Here is a 20,015-nt window from a genome sequence, read left to right on the forward strand (position 1 = left end):
ACTTGTTCTCCCTACGGCTGGTCAGTGGCAGGGGAACCCGAGGAGATGGCGTGCGTCGTGGACGAACTCGTGGATCGCGGTGCTGTTGCCGAACACCGACGTCGCGCCCTGGTCCAGGCCGATGAAGTACAGCACCAGCAGGGCGAGGAATGCGGTGGCCGAAAGCCACACTGCGGCCCGGGTGGCCGAGAGGTCGAGTGCGGGTGCTGCGCTCCGGCGAGCCTCAGAAGATGTCATTGACCAGTCCTTTCGGGATGTCGCGTCCCGTTAGCAGATGGCGGACGTCGGGTCTGACTGTCACAGTGGCGCGACCGTTCTGGACTCTCACCAGATTCCTTCGCCCGCCGATTACCTGAGCATCGTAAGCACTCGGCGCGCTCCTTGGCGACGCGTGACGCAAAACGGGCGGCTTTCCCGTGAGGGAAAGCCGCCCGCTTCGTCGTGCAGGTCGTGCGCTGCTACTCGGTGACGACGCTGGGGGCGCCTGCCGCACCGGCGCTCGCCAGGTCCGGCTCGACGGCCTCCGGCCGCTTGGGCCCACCGCTGAAGGTGAACTTCGCGTCCTCGCCGGCACCCTCGCCGTCCCAGTTCTCGACGTCGACGGTGACGAGCTGCCCCGGGCCGATCTCCTCGAACAGGATCTTCTCGGAGAGCTGGTCCTCGATCTCGCGCTGGATGGTCCGGCGCAGCGGCCGGGCCCCGAGCACCGGGTCGAACCCGCGCTTGGCGAGCAGCGACTTGGCCTTGTCGGTCAGCTCCATCGTCATGTCCTTGGCCTTCAACTGCTTGGAGACCCGGCCGATCATCAAGTCGACCATCATCACGATCTGATCGGTCGTGAGCTGGTGGAAGACGATGATGTCGTCGATGCGGTTGAGGAACTCCGGGCGGAAGTGCTTCTTCAGCTCGTCGTTGACCTTCTGCTTCATCCGCTCGTAGTTGTTCTCGCCGCCACCCTGGGTGAAGCCGAGGCCGACCGCCTTGCTGATGTCGGACGTACCGAGGTTCGAGGTGAAGATCAGCACGGTGTTCTTGAAGTCGACCGTGCGACCCTGACCGTCGGTGAGACGGCCGTCCTCGAGGACCTGCAGGAGGCTGTTGTAGATCTCCTGGTGGGCCTTCTCGATCTCGTCGAACAGCACCACGCTGAACGGCTTGCGACGCACCTTCTCGGTGAGCTGGCCGCCCTCCTCGTAGCCGACGTACCCCGGAGGGGCACCGAACAGCCGCGAGGCGGTGAAGCGGTCGTGGAACTCGCCCATGTCGATCTGGATGAGCGCGTCGTCGTCGCCGAACAGGAAGTTGGCCAGCGCCTTGGACAGCTCGGTCTTACCGACACCGGACGGGCCGGCGAAGATGAACGAGCCCGACGGGCGCTTCGGATCCTTCAGCCCGGCACGGGTGCGGCGGATCGCCTTGGAGACGGCCCTGACGGCATCCTCCTGGCCGATGATCCGCTTGTGCAGCTCGTCCTCCATGCGGAGCAGACGGGTGGTCTCCTCCTCGGTGAGCTTGAACACCGGGATGCCGGTCCAGTTGCCGAGCACCTCGGCGATCTGCTCGTCGTCGACCTCGGCGACCACGTCGAGATCACCCGACCGCCACTGCTTCTCCCGCTCGGCACGCTGAGCGACCAGGGTCTTCTCCCGGTCACGCAGGCTCGCCGCCTTCTCGAAGTCCTGCGCGTCGATCGCGGACTCCTTCTCCCGGCGGGCGTCGGCGATCTTCTCGTCGAACTCGCGCAGGTCCGGCGGAGCGGTCATCCGGCGGATGCGCATCCGGGCGCCGGCCTCGTCGATCAGGTCGATCGCCTTGTCCGGCAGGAAGCGGTCGTTGATGTAGCGGTCGGCGAGCGTCGCCGCGGCCACGATCGCGCCGTCGGTGATGGAGACCCGGTGGTGGGCTTCGTAGCGGTCGCGCAGCCCCTTGAGGATCAGCACCGTGTGCTCGACCGTGGGCTCGCCGACCTGCACCGGCTGGAAGCGTCGCTCCAGGGCGGCGTCCTTCTCGATGTACTTGCGGTACTCGTCGAGAGTGGTGGCGCCGATGGTCTGCAGCTCACCGCGGGCCAGCTTCGGCTTCAGGATCGATGCCGCGTCGATCGCGCCCTCGGCGGCACCCGCACCCACGAGCGTGTGCAGCTCGTCGATGAACAGGATGATGTCGCCGCGGGTGTTGATCTCCTTGAGCACCTTCTTCAGGCGCTCCTCGAAGTCGCCGCGGTACCGGCTGCCCGCCACCAGCGACCCCAGGTCGAGGGTGTAGAGCTGCTTGTCCTTCAGCGTCTCCGGCACGTCGCCGTGCACGATGGCCTGCGCGAGGCCCTCGACCACGGCGGTCTTGCCGACGCCGGGCTCGCCGATCAGCACCGGGTTGTTCTTGGTGCGGCGGCTCAGCACCTGCATGACCCGCTCGATTTCCTTCTCGCGGCCGATCACCGGGTCGAGCTTGCCCTCCATCGCGGCCGCGGTCAGGTTGCGGCCGAACTGGTCGAGGACCAGCGAGGTGGACGGGTTGCCCGACTCGCCACCACGGCCTCCGGTGCCCGCCTCGGCGGCCTCCTTGCCCTGGTAGCCCGACAGCAGCTGGATGACCTGCTGGCGGACGCGCGTCAGTTCGGCGCCGAGCTTGACCAGCACCTGCGCGGCGACACCCTCGCCCTCGCGGATCAGGCCGAGCAGGATGTGCTCGGTGCCGATGTAGTTGTGGCCGAGCTGCAGCGCCTCGCGCAGCGACAGCTCGAGCACCTTCTTGGCGCGCGGCGTGAACGGGATGTGGCCGGAGGGCGCCTGCTGGCCCTGGCCGATGATCTCCTCGACCTGGCTGCGCACGCCTTCGAGCGAGATGCCCAGCGACTCCAATGACTTGGCCGCTACGCCCTCGCCCTCATGGATGAGTCCAAGGAGGATGTGCTCGGTGCCGATGTAGTTGTGGTTGAGCATCCGGGCTTCTTCTTGAGCCAGGACGACGACCCTGCGGGCACGGTCGGTGAATCTCTCGAACATCGGTGGTTACCTGCTCTCCATCGCATAAGTGGCGCCCCGCGTCCCGAAGGCGTGCTCCGAGCCGCATCGCACCTGCCGTCCACTGTATCGGGCGGCTGCCCCGGGTGCCGTGGTTGGCGGTCCCTTCCCCATCCGGCCCGCAGCCGTCGCGAGTGTCTCCGCCCGCCGCGTCTGCCCTGTTCCCGGTGCTTGCCTGCATCAACGCCGCGGTCAGCGCATTCGTTTCCGCCTGCGCGGCCGGAGCGCTTCGCCGTCAGCGAAACGTCAGCGTGAGGCCGCGGCCGGGCCCGAAAAAACCAGGATCAGCGGTTCTGGCAACGCCGAATCAGGTTGCCGCGTGGAAGGCGTCGATGACGTCGGCGGGGATCCGGCCGCGCGTCGACACGTTGTGACCGTTGCGGCGCGCCCAGTCCCGGATGGCCGCGCTCTGCTCGCGGTCGATCGCGCCGCGGCCGCGGCTCGAACCGGCGGACCGGCCCCGGCGGCGGCCGCCGACGCGACGGCCGGCCTCGACCCACTGCTTCAGGTCTTCGCGCAACTTCTTCGCATTCTTCGCAGAAAGGTCGATCTCATAGCTGACTCCATCGAGCCCGAATTCAACCGTTTCGTCGGCGTTACCCGACCCGTCGAAATCGTCCACCAAAGTGACGGTGACCTTCTTAGCCATCAGCTCACACTGACCCTTCTGCCTGCGCATTGACGAGTTGTTCGTCTCTCGACCACAACAGTTATGTGCTCGCAGTGTACGTCATTAAACGAAGTGCAAGACCCAGTCGCTCAACCACCGTGCCGACGAACTATGGGAAAAAGAACAGTCTCCCTAATCGACAGGCCCGTCAATGCCATCAACAACCGGTCGATGCCCATTCCGGTGCCCGTCGTCGGCGGCATGCCGTACTCCAGAGCGGCGAGGAAATCCTCGTCGAGCGCCATTGCCTCGTCGTCACCGGCGGCCGCCGCGGCGGCCTGGGCCTGGAACCTTTCCCGCTGGATTATCGGGTCGATCAGTTCGGAGTATCCCGTCGCCAGTTCGAACCGCCGGACGTAGAGATCCCATTTCTCGGTCACGCCGGCCTGGCTGCGGTGCGGCCGGGTCAGTGGGGTTGTCTCCACGGGGAAGTCGCGCACGAAGGTCGGCGCCCACAGCGTCTCGCCGACAGTGTGCTCCCACAGTTCTTCGACCAATTTCCCGTGGCCGTAGCCGCGATCCCGGGCAATCTCGAGGCCCAACCGGTCGGCGATCGACCACAACGTCTCGGCCGATGTCTGCGGGGTGATCTCCTCACCGAGCGCCCCGGACAGCGACGGGTACATTTCCAGCGTGTCCCATTGGCCGTCGAGGTCGTAGACATCGCCATCGGGCAATGGGACCTGTCGGGTGCCGATCGCCTCGTCGGCCACCTCCTGAATAAGCTCACGCGTCACGACGGCCGAATCGTTGTAGTCACCGTAGGCCTGATAAGTCTCGAGCATCGCGAATTCCGGTGAATGCGTGGAATCAATACCTTCGTTCCGGAAATTTCGATTGAGTTCGAAGACCCGCTCGAATCCACCGACCAGACAGCGCTTCAGGAAGAGTTCCGGTGCGATACGGAGGTACAGATCGGCGTCGAGCGCGTTGGAGTGCGTGACGAACGGGCGCGCCGCGGCGCCGCCCGCCAGGGTCTGCAGCATCGGCGTCTCGACTTCGAGGAAGCCGCGACATTCCAGCGCCGAGCGCACCGCCCGCACCACGGCGATGCGCTGCCGGGCGATGGTGCGCGCCTCGGGGCGGACGATCAGGTCGACGTACCTCTGCCGCACCCGGGCCTCTTCGCTCATCTCACGGTGGGCGACGGGAAGCGGGCGCAGCGCCTTCGACGCCATTTGCCAGCTGTCGGCGAGCACAGAAAGTTCCCCACGGCGCGAACTGATCACCTCGCCGTGCACGAAGACGATGTCACCGAGGTCGACGTCGGCCTTCCACGCGTCAAGGGACTCCTGCCCCACCTGCGCCAGGCTGATCATCGCCTGCAACTGGGTCCCGTCACCTTCCTGCAGCGTCGCGAAGCAGAGCTTGCCCGAGTTGCGGGCGAACACCACCCGGCCGGTGACGCCGACCATCTCGCCGGTCGCGGAGTCCGCCACGAGGTCGGGGTGCGCGGCCCGGACCTCGGCAAGTGTGTGGGTGCGAGCCACCACGACCGGGTAGGGATCGCGGCCCTCGTCGAGCAGCCGCTCCCGCTTCGCCTGCCGGATCCGGAACTGCTCGGGGAGGTCGGGTCCGTCGTGCGCCGCGTCGGCGCGGTCATCGGCTGCCATCACGAGGTGCCAGCTTAAATGAACGAATGCCGGGTGAAATCGACGCGCAGCGGGTGGCAGCCCTGTCCGACGAACCGCTGGACTGGCGGTTCAAGGGCATCCCCGCGCCGTGGTGGGGTCTGCGTCCGGCCGAGATCTGTCGCCGCACCCCTGATCTGTTCGGCGCGGGGGCCGTCGGACCGGTGTGCGTGCTGCGGGCGTCGGCGCTGACCCACAACCTGGTGACGATGGCGCGGTGGTGCCGACGCCGGGGTGTCGAGCTCGCCCCCCACGGCAAGACGCACATGGCTCCGCAACTGCTGGCACGCCAGTTCGACGCGGGGGCGGTGGCGGTCACCGTCGCCACCATCAGCCAGGTCCGGGTCTTCCGGGCGTTCGGGGTGCGGCGGGTGGTGCTGGCCAACGAGCTGGTCGACCCGGCCGGATTGGCGTGGCTGGCCGCCGAGCTGGACGCCGACCCGGGCTTCGGCGTGGTCTGCTGGGTGGACTCGGTGCGCGGCGTCGAGTTGATGTCCGCGGCGCTCGGATCCGAGGGCCGGCCGGTCGACGTGTGCGTCGAGCTGGGCATGGCCGGCGGGCGGACGGGCTGCCGCGACGCGGAGACCGTCGACGCGGTCGCCCGTGCGGCCGTCGCGGCGCCGCGGCTCCGCCTGGTCGGGGTGGCCGGTTACGAGGCGGCAGTCGGCCACGCCGTCACCGCCGACGCGCTGGCCGTGGTCACCGGTTACCTGAGCGACCTGCGGGCCGCCGTGGTGCGGCTGGCGGGCCTGTTCGAATCCGACGAGGTGGTGGTCACCGCCGGCGGCAGCACGTACTTCGACCTCGTCGCCGATGTCCTCACCGGCGATTGGCCCGGCGGGCTGACCGTGCGGACCGTCATCCGCAGCGGGTGTTATCTCACCCACGACGACGGGCTGTACCGCCGGACCTCACCGCTGGGCCGCACCAGCGACGGCGAACTGGAGGCCGCGCTGAGCGTGTGGGCGCAGGTGGTGTCGCGGCCCGAGCCGGGCCTGGCATTGCTGACGATGGGCCGCCGCGACGTGTCGTTCGACCAGGATCTGCCGGTGCCCTACGGCATGACCGGCAGCGCCGTCACCAAGCTCAACGACCAGCACGCCTACCTGCGGCTCGACGCCGCCGACCGCGCCGAGGTCGGGGACTGGGTGCAGTTCGGCGTATCCCACCCGTGCACGGTGTTCGACAAGTGGCCGGTGATCCCGGTGGTCGACGAGCAGAACCGGGTGGTCGACCTGGTCCGCACCTTCTTCTGAGCGATTTCGGCGCGGTTTCGCTCGGTGCGCGATCGTTTGCGCGCCGAAATCGCCGAGGGACCGGCCTAGCGGCGGCCGCGGTGGTTGTCGCGGTTGCGCTCGAACACCAGCCGCAGGCCGTCGAGCGTGAGGTGCCGGTCGTAGGTGCCGACGGTCTGCACGTCGGGCAGCACCAGCGGGGCGGTGTGACCGGTGGCGACGACCGTGACGTCGTTGCCCGCGAAGCCGTCGACATCGGCGCGGATGCGACTGACCAGCCCGTCCACCAGGCCGGCGAAGCCGAACACCGCACCGGACTGCATGCACTCCACCGTGTTCTTGCCGACCACCGACCGGGGCCGGGTCAGCTCGACCCGGCGCAGCGCTGCCGACCGGGCCGCCGCCGCGTCCGAGGACACCTGAACGCCGGGCGCGATCGCACCACCGAGGAACTCGCCCTTGGCCGAGACCACGTCGACACAGATCGACGAGCCGAAGTCGACGACGATCGCCGCGCCGCCGTACTTGTGGTAGGCCGCAAGGCAATTGACGATCCGGTCGGCGCCGACCTCTTTCGGGTTGTCCACCAGCAGCGGTATCCCGGTGCGCACACCGGGCTCGATCAGCACGTGCGGCACCGACGGCCAGTACTGCTCGAGCATCACCCGCACCTCGTGCAGCACCGACGGCACGGTCGACAGGCCTGCCGCCCCGGTCAGCCGTTCGGAGTCGTCACCGATGAGCCCGTCGATGGTCAGCGCCAGCTCGTCGGCGGTGATCTCCGACTCGGTGCGGATCCGCCAGTGCTGCGCCACCTTCGCATGTTCGCCCGCGCCGGAGACCAGGCCGACGATGGTGTGGGTGTTTCGGACGTCGATCGCCAGGAGCACGTGATTACCGTGGCGACAGCAGGTCGGCCGCCGTGTCCGGCACGAATGCGGGGTCGTCCGACAGGTCGACCTGCCGGTTGTCGGCGTCGACGAACACCACCCGCGGGCGGTACCGGCGGGCCTCGGCGTCCTCCATCGTGGCGTACGCGATGAGAATGACCAGGTCGCCGGGATGAACGAGATGCGCTGCGGCGCCGTTGATCCCGATGATCCCGCTGCCACGCTCACCGGTGATCGCGTAGGTGACCAGCCGGTTGCCGTTGTCGATGTCGACGATGGTGACCTGCTCGCCCTCGAGCAGGTCGGCGGCGTCCATCAGGTCGGCGTCGATGGTCACCGAGCCGACGTAGTGCAGATCGGCCTGCGTCACGGTGGCGCGGTGGATCTTCGACTTCAACATCGTGCGTATCATCAGTTCCTCCATGGCAATTCGTGATTGTCGTCCGGCCCCGCCATCCCGGGATGGCCGTTGATGCCTGCGCTCGCGCCGATGTCGACGGCGATGTTGTCCAGCAGCCTGGTGCGGCCCAGCCGGGCGGCCACCAGCAGTCGAGCCGGCCCGTGGGCGGGCGCGGGGCCCAGCCAGGTGTCCCGCAGCTCGAGGTAGTCGACGTCGATGGCCGGCACCTCGTCGAGCACCGCCCTGGCGGCGTCGAGCACGGCAGCCGCACCGCCGGACGCCGCGTACATGCCCGCGAGCAGCGCCGCCGACAGCGCAAGGGACTGCTCGCGCTCGACGTCGTCGAGGTAGCGGTTGCGTGAGGACAGCGCAAGGCCGTCGCCTTCGCGCACGATCGGCACGCCGACGATCCGGGTGTCGACGTCGAGGTCGTCGGCCATCTGACGGATCAGCACCAGCTGCTGGTAGTCCTTCTCACCGAAGAACGCCCGGTCCGGCCGCACGATCTGCAGCAGCTTGAGCACCACGGTCAGCACACCGGCGAAATGCCCGGGCCGCGAAGCACCTTCGAGCTCGCCGCCGAGCGGCCCGGGGTGCACGGAGGTGCGCGGCCCGGCGGGGTACATGTCGGCGGCGGTCGGGGTGAACGCCACCTCGACCCCCTCGGCGCGCAGTGCCTCCAGGTCGTCGTCCAGGGTGCGCGGATAGGCGTCGAGATCCTCACCCGCGCCGAACTGCAGCGGGTTGACGAAGATCGAGACCACCACCACGGCGCCCTGCACCCGCTTCGCGTGCCGGATCAGCGTCAGATGGCCTTCGTGCAGGGCGCCCATCGTCGGCACGAGCATCACCCGCCTGCCGGTGGTGCGCAGCGCGCGGCTGACGTCGGCGACGTCGGCCGGGCGGGCGTAGACGTTGAGCTGATTGGCCGCGAATTTCGGCGGCTTGCGCACGATCACGATCTGTTCACCTCGGCCAGCACCGCGAAGACCTCCTCGGGAGCGTGTGCGCGCTGCGCGGTACGCAGCGAGTCGGCCCGGTACGCCGCGGCCAGTGCGGGGTCGACCTCGCCGAGCGCGCGCAGATGGCCGGCAACGGCGGCGGCGTCCCCGCGGGCCACCGGACCCGTCAGCGCCGACTGGCCGCGTTGCAGCGCGTTCTCCAGCGCCGCCCGCGCGAGCGGACCGACGACGCGTTCGGCGATGCCGCCCGGCGCCCCACCGACCAGTTCCTGCCCGAGCAGCTCCTGCCCCCACAGCGCCGACCGCAGCGCCTCGACAGCGTCGAGCAGCACGGTGACCAGGTGATTGCTGCCGTGCGCCAGGGCGGCGTGGTACAGCGTGCGGGCGTCCTCGCGGACCCGGAACGGCTCGCCGCCGATCTCGAGGACCAGCGACTGCGCGATGGCGTAGCCGACCTCGTCGGCGGCAGTCACGCCGAAGCACGATTCCGACAGCCGGGCGATGTCCTCGTCGGCCCCGGTGAACGTCATCGCCGGGTGGATGGCCAGCGGTATGCAGCCCTGCTCGGTCAGCGGCGACAGGATCGCCACCCCGTTGGCTCCCGAGGTGTGCGCGACGATCGTGCCCGCACGCACCGCCCCGGTGGCCGCCAGGCCCGCCACCAGGCCGGCGAGTTCGGCGTCGGGCACCGCGAGCAGCAGCAGCTCCGCACGGGCGGCCACGTCCTGGACGGGCAGCACCGCGGTGTCGGGGAGCCGGCGCTCGGCGCGTTTGCGGGACGCCTGCGAGATCGCGCTGCAGGCGACGACGACGTGGTCGGCGCGCTCCAGCGCCACGCCGAGCGCGGTGCCGACCCGGCCGGCCGAGATCAGGCCGACCGTGAGCCGGGCAGGACGCAGCCCGTCGGGGACGTCCGACGCACGCGCAGGGGGCTGCTCCATCGCAGACGACCTCGCAACTTGTCGTTGATTTCTACGTTCCGGTCCCGCTCTGCGGGTACCGGACGGTCTGTAGCAGACTAGCTCACTCTTCGCGGCGCCTGCGCCTGCCGCCTCCGGACGGGGCGGTGCCCATCCGGGCGAGCAGGTCGGCGACCGACTGTCCGCCGGTGTCCTCGATGCTGCGGTGCCGGCGGGCGGCGGACTCCTCGGCCGTCTCCGGCTCCGGGTCCGGCTCACTCACGGGCTCCGGAGGTGGTGGCGGACCCGCGGGTTCGGCGGCCAGCGCCGGCTCGGGACGGGCGCCGTCCTGTTCCTCAGCCGCGGCCGAGTGCTTGCCCCGCCGCGGCTCGGGCGCAGGCGCGGACATCGTCGGCTCCGGCGCGCGGCGGCGCCCGACGTACTCCGACGACTCGGTGCTGGTCTCGGCCTCTGGAGCGGCCCAGTTGCTGCCCGGAACGCCCGCCGGGATCCACTGCCCCTCAGCCGGCGCGGGCTGCCACTGCGGATCGCCCGGCTCGCGGAGCGGCGGTGCCTCCGGCGCGGTGAAGCGGTGTGGCTGCGGGGGCTCGGTGGGCCGAGGCGGCTCCGCCTGCTGCACGGGCTGGCGGGGCGGTTGGGGCGGCTCCTGCGGCGGCAGCCACGGCATCAGCGGTTCGGCCTCGGGCTGGGACACCGGCACGGCTTCGGGCTGGGAGACCGGCTCGGCTTCGGGCTGCGGCACCGGTGCCGCCTGCGCGACGGGCGTGGGCTCGACGACGGGCGCCGGTTCGGGTGGCGGTGGCGGCGGGGCCTGGGGGGTCGGTGCCGCCCACCGCTGCGCGGCTTCGCGAGGCGTCTGCGGCGGCGGCGGTGGCGGCGTCCCGTCGCGACGCCGCTGCCCACGGGCCTCTTCGGGCCGGTGTCGGCGGCCGTTGACCGCGGACTCGGTCTCCGAGGGCCTGCGGTGCGCACCTCCGTGCGGTGGTGGCGGCCAGTCCGCCTCGGCCGGCTGCGGCTCGGCGGGCACGTCGATGATCGGGCTCTCCTCGGTGCGCGGATCCGGATCGTCTGTGTCGCCGTCGAAGGAGAGCGGAAAGTCGGAGACCCGCCCGGTGGTCTCCGCGTCGCGGGCCCAGTCGGCGAAGGCGCGCACGGTGGTGCGCTCACCTTCGATCGCCGGCCGGTGGTTGAGGTCGGTGTCGAACAGGATCTCCAGGTTGGTCCGCAGCGCCGCCAGCTCGGCGCGCAGCGCGGCGACCTCGTCGGCGGACTGTGCCCGCAACTCCGACGCGAGTTCGCGACGAAGCTGCGTCTCGACCGTCAGCTCATACTCGCGGCGCGCCGAGATCTCGCGATCGAGCTGCAGGTCGTAGACGAGTTTGAGGTCACGCGCCTTCGCCTGGTCGGCGTCGCTCTGCCTGCGGTAGATCACCGAGACGAATGCGGCCGCCACGGCCGCCCAGAGCGCGAGGATCACCGCGAGCTTCAGCAGCTCCACCCGGTTGGTGAAAACCAGGGCCGAACTCGCCACTATGGCGAGCACCAGCAACACCGTCAACAGCACCCAGCCCGGCCTGCGTCCGCCGCGCCGGGTGCGCGCGCCGCGGGACAGAACGGTCATGGGGCGACTGTACCCGCCACAGGTCACTCAGCGTGTCGACCATCCGGCGATTCGGCGCGTCGTCGCGGGCGTGATGTCAGCCGGAGGCGTTGTCGCCGTTGTCCGGTGGCTCCAGCGGAGACCTGCAGCAATGCTGCAACCACAATCCGGCGACGGCGAGTGCCAGCGCGCTCACCGCCGCAACCACGATTCCCGCCGTGTCGTCGTTCGCCGCCTGCAGCACGCCGCGCTGCGGGAGCACGTGCACCAGCACGCCGAGCCACCAGCCTGTGACCAGCGCTCCCACCCAGGCCGACGCCTTGGCGATGGTCACCGAGCGGGCGACGGCCAACGGGTGCAGCCGTCCGGCGCCGTCGCCGATCTCGTTTTCGCTGATCTTGGCCCGCACATAGAAAGCCCACCCCCCGACGGCGATCGCCACAGCGAGCAACGACAGCCCGCTCCAGACGGTGACCGGCGGGAAACTTCGGGGATAACCGACTGCGGCGGCGAGGTAACCGGCCACGGCTGCGGCCACCGCGGCGAGCGCCAGGTCCCGCAGCCTGGTCGGCCCCATCAGGCGGTACCGGTCTCGAGCACGAACGGCGTCAGCACCACCCCGTCGCGCTCGGCCGGGTCGATGTCGGCGAGCAACCGCGCCACCGGCCGCTCCCGGCCCGACACCGTCAGCGTCGCCTCCGGGTCGACCGCCAGCCAGGGAATGAGCACGAACGCCCGCAGGTGCGCCAGCGGGTGCGGCAGCGTCAGGCCGTCGTCGCGCGACGTCACCTCGGTGTCACCGTCGTGGCAGGTGACGAGGTCGACGTCGAGGGTGCGGGGGCCCCAGCGCTGACCGCGCACGCGGCCCGCCGCTTCTTCGAGCTGCTGGCCACGGCGCAGCCACCCGTGCCCGTCCAGGGCGGGGTCGTCGGCGACCAGCACCGCGTTGAGGAACGGCCCCTGCTCGACGCCGCCCCACGCCTCGGTCTCGTACACCGGCGACACCGCTCGGACGGCGCCGCCGAGGCCGTCGACCACCGACTGCAGCCGCCCGAGCCGATCGCCGAGATTCGACCCGATGGACAGGACGACTCTGCTCATGCGCGATCCGCCTCCGGCTCCTCGCTGGCCCTCATGCCCGTCCCGCCCGACGCGACCGCCGCGCCACCACCGCCACGTCGCCGAAGGTCAGCGGGATCGGCGCCGACGGCTTGTGCACCACCACCTCGACGGCGTGGATGCGCTCGTCGGCCATCGCGTCGTCGGCGATCTCGGCGGCCACCGTCTCGATCAGGTTGCGGGGTGGTCCGGCCACGATGTCGGCGGCGCGCTGCGCGAGGCCGCCGTAATCGAGGGTGTCGGCGAGGTCGTCGCTCGCCGCGGCGGCCGCCAGGTCGATCCAGACGGTGATGTCGACGACGAAGTCCTGGCCGTCCTGCCGTTCGTGGTCGTACACACCGTGGTGTCCGCGAATGGTCAACCCGCGCAACTCGATTCGATCAGTCATTCCGCTCCGTCCAGGCCTGCAGCACCTTCAATGCGTCGACCGAGGCACGCACGTCGTGCACCCGGATCCCCCAGGCGCCGTGCAGCCCGGCCAGTGCGGACACCACGGCGGTGGCGGTCTCCCGCCCGTCGGGCGGCCGCGGCTCGCCGTCGGCGCCGGCCAGCAGGGTGCCGAGGAAGCGCTTGCGCGACGCGCCGACGAGCACCGGGATCCCCGTCGCGACGAATTCGGGCAACGCGCGCAACAGCGCCCAATTGTGTTGCGCCGTCTTGGCGAAGCCCAGGCCGGGGTCGATCACCAGCCTGGCGGGGTCCACACCGGCGGCGACCGCGGCGTCCACGGCGGACAGCAGTTCGGTGCGAACCGCGGCGACCACGTCGCCGTACTGGGGCACCTCGTGTGGCCGTTGCGCGTGCACCGAACGCCAGTGCATCAACACCCACGGCACCCCGGCGTTGGCGATCAGCGGCGCCATGTCCGGGTCAGCCCGGCCGCCTGAGACGTCGTTGACGATTCGCGCGCCGTGTTCGAGGGCGAGCTCGGCCACCTTCGCGTGCATGGTGTCGATGCTGACGGTGATGCCATGGGCCACCAGGCCGTCGATCACCGGCAGCACGCGGCCCGCCTCGACCTGCGGGTCGACGCGGGTCGCGCCCGGCCGGGTCGACTCGCCCCCGACGTCGACGATCGCGGCGCCCTCGGCGGCCAGCGCCACGCCGTGTTCGACGGCCCGATCACGGTCGAGGAACAGGCCTCCGTCGGAGAAGGAGTCGTCGGTGACGTTGACGACCCCCATCACCTGCACGCGCGTCCCGCCGGGCGCCGGGACCGGAAGGCCGGGTGAACTCACTTGCGCAGGATGAGATCCAGCGCCTCGGCGCGAGATGCCTTGTCGGTCTTGAACTGTCCGCGCACCGCCGAAGTGGTGGTGACGGCGCCGGGCTTGCGGATACCGCGCATCGCCATGCAGAGGTGCTCGGCCTCGATCACCACGATCGCGCCGCGCGGGTCCAGCTTGCGCATCAGGGCGTCGGCGATCTGGGTGGTCAGCCGTTCCTGTACCTGCGGCCGCTTGGCGTACAGGTCGACGACGCGGGCCAGCTTCGACAGCCCGGTCACCCGGCCGTCCTCCCCCGGGATGTAGCCGACGTGAGCCACCCCGTGGAAGGCCACCAGGTGGTGCTCGCACGTCGAGTACATGGGGATGTCCTTGACCAGCACCATCTCGTCGTGCTGCTCGTCGAACGTGGTGTTCAGCACGTCGTCGGGATTGGTGTGCAATCCGGCGAACATCTCCCGGTACGCGCGCGCCACCCGCGCAGGCGTGTCGGCCAGGCCGTGGCGGTCGGGATCCTCCCCGATCGCGATCAGCAGCTCCCGGACCGCCGCTACGGCGCGCTCCTCATCGAATTCGACGCCCGTGGCCGTCGAGTTGTGCGACCGCGTCATCGGGGCCTCCCGTTGTGAAGTTGTCAGTTCTGGGTCGGTGGATTGGGCCGGCCGGCGTCTCGCGCCTGCTGGTCCTCGGGGCCGCTCGCCTGTGAGCCGGTCTGCCCGGGCGGCGGGTAGTTCGGGTACGGCGGGGGGTACGCAGGCGGATACGCCTCCGGCCAGCCCGACGGATGGGGCGGCGGCGGGTACCAGTGGCCCTGCGGCTGACTTCCGGGCGGACCGCCCGGCGGCCAACCCGGTGCGTGCCAGCCGGCGGGTGCGCCGTAATTCGGTTGCGTCGCAGCGCCGTTCGCCGGTACGCCGTTGCCGCCGGCGCCGTTGGTGCCCGGCGCGCTTCCGCCGTTCTTGGCGGCCGCCTCCTCGGCAGCCTTGGAGGCCGCGGCGATCGCCGCCTTGAAGGCGGGCTCCTTGACCGGCGGGGGCCATGGCTCGCCGCGTTCGATCGCGAGTTCTCCAGGAGTCTTGATCGGCGGCTTGTCCGACGGCACCCGGCCACCGAAGTCGTCGAACATGGTCAGCCGCGGCCGCTTCTTGACGTCACCGAAGATCGCCTCGAGCTCGGCCCGGTGCAGCGTCTCCTTCTCCAGCAGCTCTCCGGCGAGGGTGTCGAGCACGTCGCGGTACTCGGTGAGGATCTCCCACGCCTCGGTGTGCGCGGCCTCGATGAGCTTGCGCACCTCGTCGTCGATGATCTGGGCGACCTCGTGGCTGTAGTCGGCCTGCGTGCCCATCGTGCGGCCGAGGAACGGATCGCCGTGCTCGGTGCCGTAGCGCACGGCGCCCAGCTTGGAGCTCATGCCGTACTCGGTGACCATCGCGCGGGCGATCTTGGTGGCCTGCTCGATGTCGGACACCGCGCCGGTGGTCGGCTCCCGGAACACCAGTTCCTCCGCGGCGCGTCCGCCCATCGCGAACACCAGCCGGGCGATCATCTCCGACCGCGTCATCAGGCCCTTGTCGTCCTCGGGGACCGCAACGGCGTGGCCGCCGGTGCGCCCGCGGGCCAGGATCGTCACCTTGTAGATCGGCTCGATGTCGGGCATCGCCCACGCCGCCAGGGTGTGTCCACCCTCGTGGTAGGCGGTGATCTTCTTCTCGTGCTCGCTGATGATGCGGCCCTTGCGACGGGGCCCGCCGACGACGCGGTCGACGGCCTCCTCGAGCGCGGCGCCGGTGATGACGGTGCCGTTCTCGCGGGCGGTCAGCAGGGCCGCCTCGTTGATCACGTTCGCCAGGTCCGCGCCGGACATCCCGACGGTCCGCTTGGCCAGCCCGTCGAGGTCGGCGTCCTGGGCGATCGGCTTGCCCGCAGAGTGCACCTTGAGCACGGCACGCCGCCCCGCGATGTCGGGGTTGGACACCGGGATCTGCCGGTCGAAGCGGCCGGGACGCAGCAGCGCCGGGTCGAGGATGTCGGGCCGGTTGGTGGCCGCGATCAGGATGACGCCCTGGCGTTCGCCGAAGCCGTCCATCTCGACGAGCAGCTGGTTCAGCGTCTGCTCGCGTTCGTCGTGCCCGCCACCCATGCCTGCGCCGCGCTGGCGGCCGACCGCGTCGATCTCGTCGACGAAGATGATGCACGGGCTGTTCTGCTTGGCCTGCTCGAACATGTCACGTACGCGGGAGGCGCCGACACCGACGAACATCTCGACGAAGTCCGAACCGGAGATGGTGAAGAACGGCACGCCGGCCTCGCCTGCGACGGCACGGGCCAGCAGCGTCTTGCCGGTGCCAGGCGGGCCGTAGAGCAGCACGCCCTTGGGGATCTTCGCGCCCAGCGCCTGGTAGCGGCTCGGGTTCTGCAGGAAGTCCTTGATCTCGTAGAGCTCCTCGACCGCCTCGTCGACGCCGGCGACGTCGGCGAAGGTGGTCGTCGGCATGTCCTTGCCGAGTTGCTTGGCCTTCGACTTGCCGAACCCGAAGCCCATCCGCCCGCCGCTCTGCATGCGGGAGAACATCACGAACAGCGCGACGAGCAGCAGCAGCGGCAGCATGTAGATGAGCAGCGAGCCGAGCACGCTGCCCTGGTTCACGACGGTGTTGATCTTGACGTTCTTGCCCTGCAGCGCCTCGAAGACCGTCACCCCGTACCCGGTGGGGTACTTGGTGATGATCTTGTCGCTGTCCTCGGTCTCGCCCTTGCCGCTCTTCAGGTCGAGTCGCAACTGCTGTTCGCGGTCGTCGATCTGGGCGCTGTTGACGTTGCCTTCGTTGATCTGGGCGATCGCCACCGAGGTGTCGACGGGTTTGTAGCCCCGGGTGTCGTCGCTGAAGTAGAAGAACGACCAGCCCAGCAGCAGCACGACCGCGATCACGGTCAGCGTGCGGATCACATTTTTCCGGTTCATCATTTTTCGGCCAGCGATGAGTCTGTCGGCCAGGTCCTTCCGATACGCGCAGCTGGGATCACTTCAGGCTACCGCTAGACCAACGTGCGGAAGTTCCCGACGGCAGACGGGTGACTTCGTGGGGATTCTGGCTACACACGTCGCCAGAAGCCTTCCGCTGCCCGCCGCCCGTGTGCTTGGGTGAGCCGGTGGGCACCGACGCAACCACCCCGGCCGAACGTCTCGTCGACACCAACGGAGTCCGGCTACGGGTGATGGAGGCCGGTGAGCGCGGCGCCCCGGTGGTGGTGCTGGCGCACGGCTTCCCCGAACTGGCCTTCTCCTGGCGCCGTCAGATCCCGGTGCTGGCCGCCGCGGGTTACCACGTACTGGCACCCGATCAACGCGGGTACGGCGGGTCGTCGCGGCCGGCGGACGTGCAGGACTACGACATCGTCCATCTCAGCGGCGACCTGATCGGGCTGCTCGACGACGTCGGCGCCGACACCGCGGTGTTCGTCGGCCACGACTGGGGCTCTCCCGTGGTGAGCCACACCGCGCTGCTGCACCCCGACCGGGTGTCCGCGGTGGTGGCCATGAGCGCGCCGCCGGTGCCGCGGTCGTCGAGGCCGCCCACCCAGATCTGGCGCAAGATCTTCGCCGACAACTTCTTCTACATCCTCTACTTCCAGGACGTCGGCCCCGCGGACACCGAGTTGAACGAGGACCCGCGCCGGACGATACGGCGCATGCTGGGCGGACTGAAGAACCCGGCCGAGGCGACCGCACTGGTCGACATGGCGACACCCGACCGGCGCGGATTCCTGGACCGCATCCCCGAGCCGGACGGCATCCCGTCGTGGATCACGGCCGACGAGGTCGAGCACTACATCGCGGAGTTCACCCGCACCGGTTTCACCGGCGGCCTGAACTGGTACCGCAACTTCGACCGCAACTGGGAGATCACCGCGGACACCCCGGCGACCACGATCGGGGTGCCGACCCTGTTCATCGCGGGCACCGCCGATCCGGTGCTGTCCTTCACCCCCCGCGACCGCATCGGCGACGTGGTCACCGGCCCGTACCGCGAGATCCTGCTCGACGGCGCAGGCCACTGGCTGCAACAGGAACGCGCCGACGAGGTCAACACCGCCCTGCTCGAATTCCTCGGAGGTCTGCCGTGAACCGTCCCCTGAACTTCGGCGTCTTCATCACGCCGTTCCACCCCGTCGGCCAGTCCCCCACCGTTGCCCTCGAGTACGACCTCGAGCGCACCGTGGCGCTGGACCGGCTCGGCTACGACGAGGTGTGGTTCGGCGAGCATCACTCCGGCGGCTATGAGCTGATCGCCTGCCCCGAGGTGTTCATCGCCGCGGCGGCCGAGCGCACCAAGCACATCAGGTTGGGCACCGGCGTGGTGTCGCTGCCCTACCACCACCCGCTGATGGTCGCCGACCGCTGGGTGCTGCTCGACCACATGACCCGCGGCCGGGTCGTGTTCGGCACGGGGCCGGGCGCCCTGCCGTCGGACGCCTACATGATGGGCATCGACCCGGTGGACCAGCGCCGGATGATGCAGGAGTCGCTCGAAGCGATCCTCGCCCTGTTCCGCGCCGGACCCGACGAGCGCATCACCCGCGAGACCGACTGGTTCACGCTGCGCGACGCCCAGTTGCACATCCGGCCCTACACCTGGCCGTACCCCGAGATCTCCACCGCGGCGATGGTCTCGCCGTCGGGGCCCCGGCTGGCCGGGCAGCACGGCACGTCGCTGCTGTCGCTGTCGATGTCGGTGCCCGGCGGCTTCGCCGCGCTGGAGAACACCTGGCAGGTGGTCACCGAGCAGGCCGCGAAGGCAGGCCGCGAGACCCCCGACCGGTCGGGCTGGCGCGTGCTGGGCATCTTCCACCTCGCCGACACCCGCGAGCAGGCCATCGAGGACTGCACCTACGGGCTGCAGGATTTCGCGAACTACTTCGGCGCCGCGGGCTTCGTCCCGCTGTCCAACACCGTCGAGGGTGAACAGCAGACGCCGCGGGAGTTCGTCGCCGAGTACGCCGCGGGAGGCAACTGCTGCATCGGCACCCCGGACGACGCGATCGAGTACATCACCGGCCTGCTCGAGCAGTCCGGCGGCTTCGGCACGCTGCTGCTGCTGGGACACGACTGGGCCGACCCCGAGGCGACGTACCACTCCTACGAGCTGTTCGCGCGGAAAGTGATGCCGCACTTCAAGGGTCAGCTGACCGCGCCGCAGGCGTCGCACGAGTGGGCGAAGGGCATGCGCGACCAACTGCTCGGCAGCGCCGGGCAGGCCATCGTGAACGCCATCACCGCGCACACCGACGAGATGCAGGCCAAGAGCTGATGCGGGCGTCGGTGCTGCGCGGCGGCCGCATGGTGCTGCGCGACGACGTCGCCGACCCGGTGCCCGGGCCCGGGCAGGTTCTCGTCGCGGTGAAGGCGTGCGGGATATGCGGCTCCGACCTGCATTTCGCCCAGCACGGCCCGACCGTGCTCGAGCTGGGCGCCCAGATGCAGGGCTCACCACTGGGCGGCGCGTCACTCGATCTGGCCGCCGACGTCTACATGGGCCACGAGTTCAGTGCCGAGGTCCTCGAAGCCGGTCCGGACACCGACGCGCCCGCCCCTGGCACCGTGGTCACGTCCATCCCGGTGCTGCTGTCCGGTTCGGGTGTCGAGCCGATCGTCTACTCCAACACCACGATCGGCGGCTACGCCGAACGTATGCTGCTCTCGGCGCCGCTGCTGCTGCCGGTGCCCAACGGGCTCGACCCGCGGCATGCCGCACTCACCGAGCCGATGGCGGTCGGCCTGCACGCGGTGAACAGGTCTGCGATCGCGCCGGGTGACACCGCGCTGGTGCTGGGGTGCGGGCCGATCGGCGTGGCGATTATCGCGGCCCTGCGGCACCGCGGCGTGGAACACATTGTGGGATCGGATTTCTCGGCGAAGCGCCGCGAACTCGCGGCGACCGTCGGCGCACACGAGACCGTCGACCCGGCGCAGGAGTCGCCGTTCGACACGGTCGCCCCCGCGGTGGTGTTCGAGGCCGTCGGCGCACCCGGCATCATCAACGACGTGCTGCGCCGCGCGCCGGCCCGCACCCGGCTGGTGGTCGCGGGGGTGTGCATGGAACCCGACACCATGCTGCCGTTCTTCGCCGCCACCAAGGAGATCGCCATCCAGTTCGTGTTCGCCTACGAGCCCGCCGAGTTCGCGGAATCCCTGCGCGCCATCGCCGAAGGAGCCATCGACGTGGCCCCGCTGATCACCGGCGAGGTGCCACTCGACGCGGTCGGCGCCGCGTTCCACGACCTGGCGCACCCCGACCAGCACTGCAAAATCCTCGTGACACCCTGACGGTAGGGTGCCAG

At 70.0% G+C, this 20,015-nt stretch carries 19 protein-coding genes and 1 riboswitch; of the genes, 4 read left to right on the forward strand and 15 right to left on the reverse strand.

Annotated features, from left to right (window positions below; all coding sequences use genetic code 11):
• Nucleotides 1–21: 21 nt before the first annotated feature.
• From AB0K11_RS11800 to lysS, 4 genes are all read right to left on the reverse strand, one after another.
• Complete coding sequence (locus tag AB0K11_RS11800) at nucleotides 22–237, reverse strand: CbtB-domain containing protein (RefSeq protein ID WP_364976205.1); 216 nt, start codon at nucleotides 235–237, stop codon at nucleotides 22–24.
• Between the two features lie 28 nt (nucleotides 238–265).
• Nucleotides 266–379, reverse strand: a riboswitch (cobalamin riboswitch).
• A gap of 79 nt (nucleotides 380–458) precedes the next feature.
• Nucleotides 459–3,005, reverse strand: coding sequence for an ATP-dependent protease ATP-binding subunit ClpC (gene clpC1, locus AB0K11_RS11805; protein ID WP_364976208.1), 2,547 nt, complete (start codon nucleotides 3,003–3,005; stop codon nucleotides 459–461).
• A gap of 325 nt (nucleotides 3,006–3,330) precedes the next feature.
• On the reverse strand, nucleotides 3,331–3,672 hold the full coding sequence (lsr2, locus tag AB0K11_RS11810) for a histone-like nucleoid-structuring protein Lsr2 (RefSeq protein ID WP_364976212.1): 342 nt from the start codon (nucleotides 3,670–3,672) through the stop codon (nucleotides 3,331–3,333).
• A 110-nt stretch (nucleotides 3,673–3,782) separates the two neighbouring features.
• A complete protein-coding gene (gene lysS / locus AB0K11_RS11815) occupies nucleotides 3,783–5,306 on the reverse strand; it encodes a lysine--tRNA ligase (protein ID WP_364976217.1) in 1,524 nt (507 codons plus the stop codon).
• Between the two features lie 26 nt (nucleotides 5,307–5,332).
• On the opposite strand from lysS, the gene AB0K11_RS11820 reads away from it, so the two are divergent.
• The gene (locus tag AB0K11_RS11820; RefSeq protein WP_364976220.1) at nucleotides 5,333–6,580 is read left to right on the forward strand and encodes an alanine racemase; all 1,248 of its coding nucleotides are present in this window, start codon (nucleotides 5,333–5,335) and stop codon (nucleotides 6,578–6,580) included.
• 65 nt (nucleotides 6,581–6,645) lie between these two features.
• Here the strand turns inward: AB0K11_RS11820 and AB0K11_RS11825 are convergent, their stop codons facing one another.
• The 11 genes from AB0K11_RS11825 to ftsH all read right to left on the reverse strand — a co-directional run bounded on the left by AB0K11_RS11825 (nucleotide 6,646) and on the right by ftsH (nucleotide 16,638).
• Nucleotides 6,646–7,449, reverse strand: a complete 804-nt coding sequence (locus tag AB0K11_RS11825; protein ID WP_364976224.1) for a type III pantothenate kinase — start codon at nucleotides 7,447–7,449, stop codon at nucleotides 6,646–6,648.
• Between the two features lie 4 nt (nucleotides 7,450–7,453).
• A complete protein-coding gene (panD, locus tag AB0K11_RS11830; RefSeq protein ID WP_364976227.1) occupies nucleotides 7,454–7,861 on the reverse strand; it encodes an aspartate 1-decarboxylase in 408 nt (135 codons plus the stop codon).
• On the reverse strand, nucleotides 7,861–8,808 hold the full coding sequence (panC, locus tag AB0K11_RS11835) for a pantoate--beta-alanine ligase (RefSeq protein WP_364976230.1): 948 nt from the start codon (nucleotides 8,806–8,808) through the stop codon (nucleotides 7,861–7,863). Before panC ends, panD begins: the two co-directional genes overlap by 1 nt.
• The gene (locus AB0K11_RS11840) at nucleotides 8,805–9,752 is read right to left on the reverse strand and encodes a DUF2520 domain-containing protein (RefSeq protein WP_364976234.1); all 948 of its coding nucleotides are present in this window, start codon (nucleotides 9,750–9,752) and stop codon (nucleotides 8,805–8,807) included. The genes panC and AB0K11_RS11840 overlap by 4 nt, the downstream gene beginning before the upstream one ends.
• 82 nt (nucleotides 9,753–9,834) lie before the next feature.
• Entirely contained in the window at nucleotides 9,835–11,352 is a 1,518-nt protein-coding gene (locus AB0K11_RS11845; protein WP_364976237.1) for a DUF6779 domain-containing protein, read from the reverse strand.
• A gap of 76 nt (nucleotides 11,353–11,428) precedes the next feature.
• Nucleotides 11,429–11,908: a DUF3180 domain-containing protein gene (locus AB0K11_RS11850; protein WP_364976240.1), complete on the reverse strand. Its 480-nt coding sequence runs from the start codon at nucleotides 11,906–11,908 to the stop codon at nucleotides 11,429–11,431.
• A complete protein-coding gene (gene folK, locus AB0K11_RS11855; protein ID WP_364976243.1) occupies nucleotides 11,908–12,432 on the reverse strand; it encodes a 2-amino-4-hydroxy-6-hydroxymethyldihydropteridine diphosphokinase in 525 nt (174 codons plus the stop codon). Before folK ends, AB0K11_RS11850 begins: the two co-directional genes overlap by 1 nt.
• 31 nt (nucleotides 12,433–12,463) lie before the next feature.
• Nucleotides 12,464–12,838: a dihydroneopterin aldolase gene (folB, locus tag AB0K11_RS11860; RefSeq protein WP_364976245.1), complete on the reverse strand. Its 375-nt coding sequence runs from the start codon at nucleotides 12,836–12,838 to the stop codon at nucleotides 12,464–12,466.
• Entirely contained in the window at nucleotides 12,831–13,634 is an 804-nt protein-coding gene (folP, locus tag AB0K11_RS11865) for a dihydropteroate synthase (RefSeq protein WP_364976774.1), read from the reverse strand. The genes folB and folP overlap by 8 nt, the downstream gene beginning before the upstream one ends.
• A gap of 50 nt (nucleotides 13,635–13,684) precedes the next feature.
• Nucleotides 13,685–14,287, reverse strand: coding sequence for a GTP cyclohydrolase I FolE (folE, locus tag AB0K11_RS11870; RefSeq protein WP_302916300.1), 603 nt, complete (start codon nucleotides 14,285–14,287; stop codon nucleotides 13,685–13,687).
• Between the two features lie 23 nt (nucleotides 14,288–14,310).
• A complete protein-coding gene (gene ftsH / locus AB0K11_RS11875) occupies nucleotides 14,311–16,638 on the reverse strand; it encodes an ATP-dependent zinc metalloprotease FtsH (protein ID WP_364976248.1) in 2,328 nt (775 codons plus the stop codon).
• Between the two features lie 254 nt (nucleotides 16,639–16,892).
• On the opposite strand from ftsH, the gene AB0K11_RS11880 reads away from it, so the two are divergent.
• Genes AB0K11_RS11880 through AB0K11_RS11890 form a run of 3 tightly spaced genes read left to right on the forward strand, consistent with a single transcriptional unit; the run spans nucleotide 16,893 to nucleotide 20,001 of the window.
• Nucleotides 16,893–17,801, forward strand: a complete 909-nt coding sequence (locus AB0K11_RS11880; protein ID WP_364976776.1) for an alpha/beta hydrolase — start codon at nucleotides 16,893–16,895, stop codon at nucleotides 17,799–17,801.
• A complete protein-coding gene (locus tag AB0K11_RS11885) occupies nucleotides 17,798–18,985 on the forward strand; it encodes an LLM class flavin-dependent oxidoreductase (RefSeq protein ID WP_364976251.1) in 1,188 nt (395 codons plus the stop codon). The genes AB0K11_RS11880 and AB0K11_RS11885 overlap by 4 nt, the downstream gene beginning before the upstream one ends.
• A complete protein-coding gene (locus tag AB0K11_RS11890) occupies nucleotides 18,985–20,001 on the forward strand; it encodes a zinc-binding dehydrogenase (protein ID WP_364976254.1) in 1,017 nt (338 codons plus the stop codon). The genes AB0K11_RS11885 and AB0K11_RS11890 overlap by 1 nt, the downstream gene beginning before the upstream one ends.
• Nucleotides 20,002–20,015 lie beyond the last annotated feature (14 nt).

Origin of the sequence: Mycobacterium sp. NPDC050551 (genome assembly GCF_040674075.1) — a bacterium.
In the GTDB taxonomy this organism is placed as follows: domain Bacteria; phylum Actinomycetota; class Actinomycetes; order Mycobacteriales; family Mycobacteriaceae; genus Mycobacterium.